This is a genomic window from Methylobacterium sp. GC_Met_3, assembly GCF_026540775.1.
GTDB lineage: Bacteria > Pseudomonadota > Alphaproteobacteria > Rhizobiales > Beijerinckiaceae > Methylobacterium.
On sequence record NZ_JALNUL010000164.1, the window covers coordinates 1 to 1018 of the forward strand.

Genomic DNA, 1018 nt, shown 5'->3' on the forward strand with positions numbered 1-1018 from the left:
CCGGTCGGGGTTTGATGTGATTCCCTGCGCGGCTTTTGCAGGAGAGCCGCATGCCATCTGCTCTATCCGTCGATCTGCGCGCGCGTGTCGTGGCCGCCGTCGAGGAAGGCGCGTCGCGCCGTCAGGCTGCCAAGCGGTTCGGCGTAAGCCCGACCAGCGCGATCCGCTGGTCCGAGAGCTTCGCGCAAGAGGGGCGGATCGCACCCAAGCCGATGGGCGGGGATCAGCGTTCGCAGACGATCGAAGCGCAAGCCGGCCTGATCGTTTCGACCTATGAGGCCAAGCCCGAGATCTTCCTTCCGGAGCTACAGGAGAAGCTGGCGAAGCGCGGCCTGCGGGTCGGGGTGAGCAGCCTGTCGCGCTTCTTCAAACGTCACGGCATCACGCGAAAAAAAACACCGGCCACGCGACCGAGCAGGATCGGGAGGACGTGAAGGCTGCCCGCGTGGGGTGGTTCGAGGGGCAACTCGACCTCGACCCGGACGCCCTTGTGTTCCTGGACGAAACCGCGGCCAACACCAGCATGGTCCGGCGCTACGGACGCGCCCCGCGCGGCGAGCGTTGCCGGGTCGCCGCGCCGTTCGGACACTGGAAGACCACCACTGTCACGGCCGCCCTACGCACCAGCGGCCTGATCGCGACCGCGCTTCTCGACGGGGCCACGAACGGCGAACGCTTCCGTGCCTACGTCGTTGAAACGCTGGCCCCCGCGCTGAGGCAAGGAGATACCGTCATCCTCGACAACCTCCCGGCCCACAAGGTCAAAGGCGTGCGCGAGGCCGTGGAGGCCGCCGGTGCCCGGCTGCTCTACCTGCCGCCCTACAGCCCCGATCTCAACCCGATCGAGATGGCCTTCGCCAAGCTCAAGGCCATGCTCCGATCGGCTGCAAAGCGCACCGTTGCCGACCTCTGGGACGCCATCAAAAACACCTTCGCTGCCTTCAAACCAGACGAATGCCGGAGATACATCGCCGCCGCGGGATACGACGCTTATGATCCAACCTGATCGGACACCGCT

At 66.2% G+C, this 1018-nt stretch carries 1 protein-coding gene; it reads left to right on the forward strand.

What is annotated here, in order from left to right; genetic code table 11:
* Positions 1-50 precede the first annotated feature (50 nt).
* A protein-coding gene (locus OXS27_RS32305) for an IS630 family transposase (protein WP_267361744.1) occupies positions 51-1006 on the forward strand; the annotation gives its coding sequence in 2 pieces (ribosomal slippage) (positions 51-387 and positions 387-1006; 957 coding nt in all).
* Positions 1007-1018 lie beyond the last annotated feature (12 nt).